Source organism: Pseudomonas sp. B21-021 (genome assembly GCF_024749205.1).
Taxonomy (GTDB): domain Bacteria; phylum Pseudomonadota; class Gammaproteobacteria; order Pseudomonadales; family Pseudomonadaceae; genus Aquipseudomonas; species Aquipseudomonas paraglycinae.
In genome coordinates this window covers 4,499,515-4,507,500 of the sequence record NZ_CP087192.1, presented here as the reverse complement: position 1 = coordinate 4,507,500, position 7,986 = coordinate 4,499,515, and the positions used below count along the sequence as shown (strand labels likewise).

Here is a 7,986-nt window from a genome sequence, read left to right as displayed (position 1 = left end):
CACGTCGAGCAGGTACGAAAGTAGGTCTTAGTGATCCGGTGGTTCTGTATGGAAGGGCCATCGCTCAACGGATAAAAGGTACTCCGGGGATAACAGGCTGATACCGCCCAAGAGTTCATATCGACGGCGGTGTTTGGCACCTCGATGTCGGCTCATCACATCCTGGGGCTGAAGCCGGTCCCAAGGGTATGGCTGTTCGCCATTTAAAGTGGTACGCGAGCTGGGTTTAGAACGTCGTGAGACAGTTCGGTCCCTATCTGCCGTGGACGTTTGAGATTTGAGAGGGGCTGCTCCTAGTACGAGAGGACCGGAGTGGACGAACCTCTGGTGTTCCGGTTGTCACGCCAGTGGCATTGCCGGGTAGCTATGTTCGGGAAAGATAACCGCTGAAAGCATCTAAGCGGGAAACTTGCCTCAAGATGAGATCTCACTGGAACCTTGAGTTCCCTGAAGGGCCGTCGAAGACTACGACGTTGATAGGTTGGGTGTGTAAGCGCTGTGAGGCGTTGAGCTAACCAATACTAATTGCCCGTGAGGCTTGACCATATAACACCCAAGCAATTTGCATGCTCCGAGCTGAAAAGCGAGAGAGACCAGATTGCGGTGTGTGAAGACGCAATGAACCGAAAGTTCGACGCTCACAAAACACCGAAAGCTGTCACATACCCAATTTGCTGAAGCGAGGCCTCTGGTCACGACTCAGTACCCGAATTTCTTGACGACCATAGAGCGTTGGAACCACCTGATCCCATCCCGAACTCAGAAGTGAAACGATGCATCGCCGATGGTAGTGTGGGGTTTCCCCATGTGAGAGTAGGTCATCGTCAAGATTAAATTCCGAAACCCCAATTGCGAAAGCAGTTGGGGTTTTGTTTTGCCCGCAGGAAAGTTCCTGGAGAAACCCCCAGCCGTCGCGATCGCAACCATTGGGGAAATCCCTCTGAAATGACCGCCCGGTTTTTGGTATGGTGCAGCTCGTTTTTTAACGGACTGATGTCACGCCCAAGGATCGGCGCTCATTTTTTGTCAAAGAGTGGCTGCAGAAATGCCCGAACCCATCCCTATCAAGGATCACGAAAAAGAGACGCGGCTGGTAAACAAACGCCTGATCGCCTGTGCCTTGTTCGTCTTCGCTGTCAGTTGCGCTCTGGTTGTGCGCCTCTACATCCTGCAAGTCGTCGAGTTCGACTACCACTCGACCATCTCCGAAAACAATCGCGTCCATGTCCTGCCGATCCCGCCGACTCGCGGCCTGATCTACGATCGCAATGGCGTATTGCTGGCCGACAACCGTCCCAGCTACAACCTGACCATCACCCGCGAACGCGCGACCGACGTCAACCAGGAGCTGGATGAAGTCATCAGTCTCCTGCACCTGCCCGCCGAAGACCGCACAGTCTTCGACAAGGCCATGAAGCAGTCGCGTCACCCGTTTACACCTGTAACGCTGTTCTATGAGCTGACCGAAGAACAGATCGCCATACTCGCCGTCAACGAGTTCCGTCTACCCGGCCTGGATGTCGAGCCACAATTCGTTCGTAACTATCCGCTGGGCGCGCACTTCGCACACTCGATCGGCTACGTCGGCCGCATCAACGAGAAAGAATCCAAGACCCTCGATTCCGTCGAATACCGCGGCACACAATCCATCGGCAAGACCGGTATCGAACGCTTCTACGAGCCACAACTGCACGGCCACGTCGGTTACGAGGAAGTAGAGACCAACGCTCAGGGCCGCGTACTGCGCGTGCTGAAACACACCGATCCGATACCAGGCAAAAACATCGTACTGAGCCTCGATATCAAGCTCCAGGAAGCCGCCGAAGCCGCTCTGGGCGACCGTCGCGGCTCGGTCGTTGCGCTGGACCCCTCGACCGGCGAAGTACTGGCCATGGTCAGCAACCCGAGCTTCGATCCCAATCTGTTCGTGACCGGTATCAGCTCCAAGGAATATTCCGCGCTGCGCGACTCCATTGACCGTCCACTGTTCAACCGTGTGCTGCGCGGCCTGTACGCACCCGGTTCGACGATCAAGCCGGAAGTGGCCATCGCTGGCCTCGACGCCGGCGTGGTCACGCCTCAAACCCGAGTCTTCGATCCGGGCTATTACCAACTGCCGGACTTCGACCACAAGTACCGCAACTGGAACCACAGCGGCGACGGCTGGGTGGACATGGATGCAGCGATCATGCGTTCCAACGACACCTACTTCTACGACCTGGCGCACAAGCTCGGCATTGATCGCCTGCACGATTACATGGCGATGTTCGGCCTCGGCGAAAAAGTCTCACTCGACATGTTCGAGGAGTCGCCCGGCCTGATGCCGTCCCAGGCCTGGAAGCGCGCTACGCGCCGGCAAGCCTGGTTCCCCGGCGAAACCGTGATCCTCGGCATCGGTCAGGGCTACATGCAGGTCACGCCGCTGCAACTGGCTCAAGCCACCGCGCTGATTGCCAACAAGGGCATCTGGAACCGTCCGCACCTGGCCAAGACTGTCGACGGTGTGGCGCCGGTGGACGAACACCCGATGCCGAACATCCTGCTCAAGGATCCGCGTGACTGGGAACAGGTCAACCACGGTATGCAGATGGTGATGCACGATGCCCGAGGCATTGCTCGTGCGGCGGCGGCCGGTGCGCAATACCGCATCGCCGGCAAGAGCGGTACGGCGCAAGTGGTGGCGATCAAGCAGGGGGAGCGCTACAACCGCGAGAAAACCCTCGAACGTCACCGTGACAACGCCTTGTTCGTCGGCTTTGCGCCCGCCGAACATCCAAAAATCGCGATCTCGGTGATGATCGAAAACGGCGAGGCCGGTGGCCGGGTCGCAGGTCCGGTGGTGCGGCAGATCATGGACGCCTGGCTACTCGACCAGGACGGTCACCTCAAGCCGCAATACGCGGCGCCGACCAAAGCGCCGGGCGATCCCCACGTGTAATCCGCTGCAGCTTCACAGCACAGGCTCACGCAAGCTGAGCATGTGCTGGAAGCTGTCGATGAACACCGTTTCCGCCTGAGTCATCTTCTGTTCGCGATTCCACAGCAGCTGGATATCGAAATCCACCACCCCATCCTCTGGCGGCAAGCGCCACAGCAAGCCTTGTTCGACATCTCGTCGCACCAGGTGAATCGGCAGACAGCCAATTCCGAACCCCGCACAGATCAGACGATAAATCTCTTCGAAACTGGTGGAGGAGGCGACGATCTTGCCGGTAAATCCCTGCTGGTCACGAAACAGCGTCAACGGCGAAAGATTGCCGCCGAGCTGATCGCTGGTGAAGCTGACAAAGTTCTCCGCGGCAAGCTGTTCCAGCGTCAGATTCTGCTGTCCGAACAGTCGATGCCGCTGCCCGCAAAAGTACGCATAGCGCTCACGAAACAATACTCGTTGTTCCAGCCTCGGCTGCGGTAGACGACACAATCCGACTCCCACCGTAGCGGTCTTCTGCAGCAATGAACTGATGATGTTCGAGCTACCCATCACCTCGACTTCCAGCTCGATTTTCGGGTGAGTTTCGTGGAAGTCCGCAAGAAACTCATCGTAATGCCGCGCCTGAACGCCACTCACGGTGAGGATACGGATCTTGCCCACCACGTCGTCATGGCGGTTTTCGACCACGGTGCCCAAACGAGAAATATCGCCGTAGATATCCGCCGCAATCCGCAGGACTTCTTCCCCGGTTTCCGTCAGATCAAAGCGCCGTCCGCTGCGGGCAATCAACACACAATCCAGTTGTTCTTCGAGACGTTTCAACGCCTGGCTGACCGCCGACTGAGTGATGTGCAGCCGGGCAGCGGCGCGGCTCATGCTGCCTTCCTGACCGATCACCAGATAGGTGCGCAGCAGGTTCCAGTCCAGCCGGTCATTTAGAAAACGCCGGCCGACCCAAGGATTAGCGGATGAGGTCATGTAGTAGCCACGCTAATAGTAAAGATAAGTTATTGAAAATTGACTAATCCTGTCACGGAAGCGATAAAGCCCACAAGCGCCACAGAGCGCGACCGTCAGCCGCCTCGACACCTGCCCAAAACTATAAATACACAGGGTTCTTGCATGCACACCACTCCTCAGCCGCGTCGCGCCGCGGCCGCTGCCTTCATTGGCACGACCATCGAGTTCTACGATTTCTACATCTACGCCACCGCCGCCGCACTGGTGCTCGGGCAAGTGTTCTTTCCCAGCAGCGACCCGGTGACAAGCACGCTCGCCGCGTTCGGCAGTTTCGCCGTCGGCTTCATCGCCCGCCCGATGGCCGGGATGGTGTTCGGTCATTTGGGCGATCGTCTCGGCCGCAAGAAAATGCTGCTGGTGACCATGGCGCTGATGGGGCTGGCTACCGCAGGTATCGGTCTGTTGCCGAGCTACGCCAGCGTCGGCATCTGGGCGCCGATCGGGCTGATCGTGTTGCGCCTGATCCAGGGCATCTCCGTCGGCGGCGAGTGGGGCGGGGCGGTGTTGATGGCCAGTGAACACGCGCCGGCCAAACGCAAAACCTTCTACGCCTCGTTCGCCCAGCTCGGCAGCCCGGCGGGTTTGCTGCTGGCGTTGATCGCGTTCCGACTGGTGACGTCGCTGTCGCCGGAAGACTTCCTCGCCTGGGGCTGGCGTCTGCCGTTTCTCGCCAGCGGCGTGCTGATGATGGTCGGTCTGATGATTCGTTCCGGGGTGCATGAATCACCGGAATTCGCCAAGGCCAAGGACAACAACGAAACCGCCAAATACCCGGTGAAAGACGTGATCCGTCAGTGCTGGCGGCAGATCCTGTTTGCTGCCGCCGCCGTCACCATCGGTTCGGCCGGCTTCTTCTTCACCAACACCTTCATGATTACCTACGTCACCCAATATCAGGGCATCCCACGGGCGACCATTCTCGACTGCCTGTTCCTGGTGACGGTCATTCAACTGCTCTCGCAACCGGTGTCTGCGCTGCTCGCCGAACGCATCGGCGAAGGTCGATTCCTGATGCTGGTGGCGTTGCTGTGCATGGTCACGCCGTACCCGATGTTTCTGCTGGTCGGCACTCAGAACATCCTGCTGATGACCCTCGGCATCGCCGTCGCGGTGGTGATTCTCTCGGCTTTGTACGCGGTGATCGCCGGATACATGACGCAGGCCTTCCCGGTGCATCTGCGCTACTCGGGGATCTCCATCGCCTACCAATTGAGCTGCGCGTTGGCCGGCGGCACCACGCCGCTGATCGGCACGCTGCTGGCCAGCAAGTTCTCCGGACAGTGGCTGCCATTGGCGGTGTTCTTCACGCTGCTGTCTGCCCTGTCTCTGATCGGTGTCTGTGGCCTCGCGCGTCTGCGGGCCAACCCGGTCGTCCTTCATACCAACAAAGAGGTGTATTCGTGAGTAAGCCCGCCCACATTGATCCGATCGAATGGCAAGCCCGTTGCGAGCTCGCCGCGCTGTACCGCTTGATCGCGCACTTTCGCATGACCGACCTGATCGACACCCACATCACCCTGCGGATTCCGGGGCCTGAGCATCATTTCCTGATCAACCGCTACGGCGTGATCTTCGACCGCATGCGCGCCTCCGATCTGGTGCGCATCGATCAGGACGGACGCATCGTCGACCCAGAATACGCCGGGCATCGGGTCAACGCCGCCGGCTTCGTGATCCACTCGGCGATCCACATGGCGCGCCCGGATCTGAACTGCGTGATCCACACCCACACCGCCGCCGGCATGGCTGTCGCCGCGCAGAAACAAGGCCTGCTGCCGATCAGTCAGCACGCACTGAAGTTCTACGGAAAACTCGCGTACCACACCTACGAAGGCATCGCGCTGTCGCTGGACGAGCGCGATCGGTTGATCGCCGACCTTGGCCCGCATCGCGCCATGATCCTGCGCAATCACGGCCTGCTGGTCGGCGGTTCCGGCGTGGCCCAGGCGTTCCAGGAAATCCATTTTCTGGAGCGTGCCTGCCAGGCCCAAGTGCAGGCGTTGGCCGGTGGCTGCGAACTGCATTTCCCCTCGCCGGAAGTCTGCGCCCACACCGCCGAACAGTTCGACCGCGATGAGCAGGACAACATCATCGACCTGGCCTGGGAGGCCGCACTGACCCTGATCGAATCCCAGCGCGAGTCCTATCTGTCATGAACACCGTTGCACTGATGTCCCGCGACACGCTGTTGCTCAAACAATTGCAGGAAGCCTTTGCCCGCCGCGCGCCGCAGCTTTCGGCGGTGCTGGCCGACGATCCCCGGGCAGTGAATGCGCAGATCGCAGCATGCTGGTTTCCGCTGGCGGACAGTCTCGCCGCGTTGCCCAATCTGCAAGTGATTCACTCGGTCGCCGCCGGTATCGATCACTTGGAACACGATCCTTCATGCCCGGATCTGCCGGTGTGCCGGGTGGTCGATCCCGGTCATCGGCAAGGCATGACCGAGTACGTACGCTGGGCGGTGATTCACTATCATCGCGGCTTCGATCAAGTGCTCGAGCAACAGCGCCAACAGCATTGGGAGCGACCGCTGCAACGCCCGGCCCATGAGTTTCGGATCGGTGTGATGGGGCTCGGCTCGCTCGGCAGCGCGATCGCTCAAGACCTGGCCAACGCTGGTTACGAGGTGCGTGGCTGGGCGCGCAGCAGCAAGGATTTACCCGGCGTGCAGACCTTCGCCGGCACCGATGCTTTCAACCCGTTCCTCGACGGCGTGGAGTTGCTGATCAATCTGTTGCCGCTCACCCACGAGACTCGCGGCATCCTCAATCGTCAGACGTTCGAGCACTTGGCCAACGGTGCGGCACTGGTCAACGTCGGTCGCGGCGGACACCTGAACATCGAGGATCTGCAACAGGCTCTAGCCCGCGGAAAACTGCGCGGGGCGCTGCTCGATGTCTTCGAACAGGAACCGCTACCCGCCGATCATCCCCTGTGGAAAACCCCAGGCGTGACCATCACCCCGCACATGGCTTCGGCGGCCTCCCACGATTGCATCGCCGAGCAGATCGCCGAGAACTTCCGCCGACTGAATGCTGGTGAACCGCTGCTCAACAGCGCGGATCGACTGCTCGGCTACTGATCCGCCAGACAGGCCTGCAAACGTTCGATGAACAGCGTCTCGGCGCGGCTCATGCGCTGTTCGCGGTTCCACAACAGATGAATGTCGACATCGGCAATCCCCTCGTGGGGCGGCAGGCGCCAGAGCAATCCAGCCTCGACGTCCGCCGCCACCACGTGCTCCGGCAAACAACCGATTCCGAACCCGGCGATCACCAGTCGCCGCACTTCTTCCAGGCTCGGCGATGACGCAACGATGCGTCCGCTGAAGCCTTGCTGATCGCGAAAAATCGTCAGCGGCGAGAGCATTCCGCCAATCTGGTCACTGGTGAAACTGACGAAGTTCTCCCGCTGTAGATCGCCTTCGCCGATGTCCTGTCGGCCAAACAGCGCGTGGTGCTTGCCACAGAAAAACGCATAGCGCTGACGCAGAAACAGACGCTGTTCCAGACGCGGTTGCGGGCGGCGATTGAGGCTCAGGCCGAGGGTCGCGGTTTTCTCCTGAAGGGCGCTGACGATGTCCGAACTGCGCATCACATCCACCTCCAGATCCACCCGTGGATACTGCCGATGAAAGTCAGCGAGGAAGTCATCGAAGCGTTCGGAAAAGATCCGGCTGATGATCAGCAGCCGCACCTTGCCGATCACTTCGTCGGCCGGTTGCTCCAGCAGGCTGCTGACCTGGGACATCTGCCCGTAGATCTCGCCGGCCAGTTCGAAGATCTGCTCGCCGACTTCGGTGAGGGCAAAGCGCGGACCGCGTCGGGCAATCAACTGGCGACCCAGTTGCTCCTCCAGACGCTTGAGCGCCTGGCTCACCGCCGGTTGGGTCAGGTGCAGACGCGCGGCGGCGCGGCTGATGCTCAGCTCCTGGCCGATCACCCGGAAGGTGCGCAGCAGGTTCCAGTCGAGGCGGTCGTTGAGCAGGCGTTGCACATCACGTTCAGCCATGGCGGCTCTCGATTATAAGGTGA

The 7,986-nt window shown here is 60.0% G+C and carries 6 protein-coding genes and 2 rRNA genes (1 of these 8 only partly in view); 6 read left to right on the top strand and 2 right to left on the bottom strand.

Annotated elements, in window-relative coordinates:
- The 3 genes from LOY31_RS20125 to mrdA form a co-directional block, all read left to right on the top strand.
- Nucleotides 1-546: ribosomal RNA gene (locus LOY31_RS20125) — 23S ribosomal RNA — on the top strand (it extends 2,345 nt beyond the left edge of the window).
- 168 nt (nt 547-714) lie between these two features.
- Nucleotides 715-830, top strand: a 5S ribosomal RNA gene (gene rrf / locus LOY31_RS20120).
- A 215-nt stretch (nt 831-1,045) separates the two neighbouring features.
- Nucleotides 1,046-2,938 carry a penicillin-binding protein 2 gene (gene mrdA / locus LOY31_RS20115; protein WP_221533850.1) on the top strand — a complete coding sequence of 631 codons (1,893 nt, stop codon included), beginning with the start codon at nt 1,046-1,048 and terminating at the stop codon, nt 2,936-2,938.
- 12 nt (nt 2,939-2,950) lie between these two features.
- Here the strand turns inward: mrdA and LOY31_RS20110 are convergent, their stop codons facing one another.
- Nucleotides 2,951-3,910, bottom strand: coding sequence for a LysR family transcriptional regulator (locus LOY31_RS20110; protein ID WP_007953130.1), 960 nt, complete (start codon nt 3,908-3,910; stop codon nt 2,951-2,953).
- A gap of 144 nt (nt 3,911-4,054) precedes the next feature.
- Here LOY31_RS20110 and LOY31_RS20105 point away from each other — a divergent pair, with 144 nt between their 5' ends.
- Genes LOY31_RS20105 through LOY31_RS20095 form a run of 3 tightly spaced genes read left to right on the top strand, consistent with a single transcriptional unit; the run spans nt 4,055 to nt 7,034 of the window.
- Nucleotides 4,055-5,356, top strand: a complete 1,302-nt coding sequence (locus tag LOY31_RS20105; RefSeq protein ID WP_221533851.1) for an MFS transporter — start codon at nt 4,055-4,057, stop codon at nt 5,354-5,356.
- Nucleotides 5,353-6,108, top strand: a complete 756-nt coding sequence (locus tag LOY31_RS20100; RefSeq protein WP_085608183.1) for a class II aldolase/adducin family protein — start codon at nt 5,353-5,355, stop codon at nt 6,106-6,108. The genes LOY31_RS20105 and LOY31_RS20100 overlap by 4 nt, the downstream gene beginning before the upstream one ends.
- Complete coding sequence (locus LOY31_RS20095) at nt 6,105-7,034, top strand: glyoxylate/hydroxypyruvate reductase A (protein WP_258712125.1); 930 nt, start codon at nt 6,105-6,107, stop codon at nt 7,032-7,034. The genes LOY31_RS20100 and LOY31_RS20095 overlap by 4 nt, the downstream gene beginning before the upstream one ends.
- Here the strand turns inward: LOY31_RS20095 and LOY31_RS20090 are convergent.
- A complete protein-coding gene (locus LOY31_RS20090; RefSeq protein WP_064381135.1) occupies nt 7,028-7,963 on the bottom strand; it encodes a LysR family transcriptional regulator in 936 nt (311 codons plus the stop codon). The genes LOY31_RS20095 and LOY31_RS20090 overlap by 7 nt on opposite strands.
- Nucleotides 7,964-7,986 lie beyond the last annotated feature (23 nt).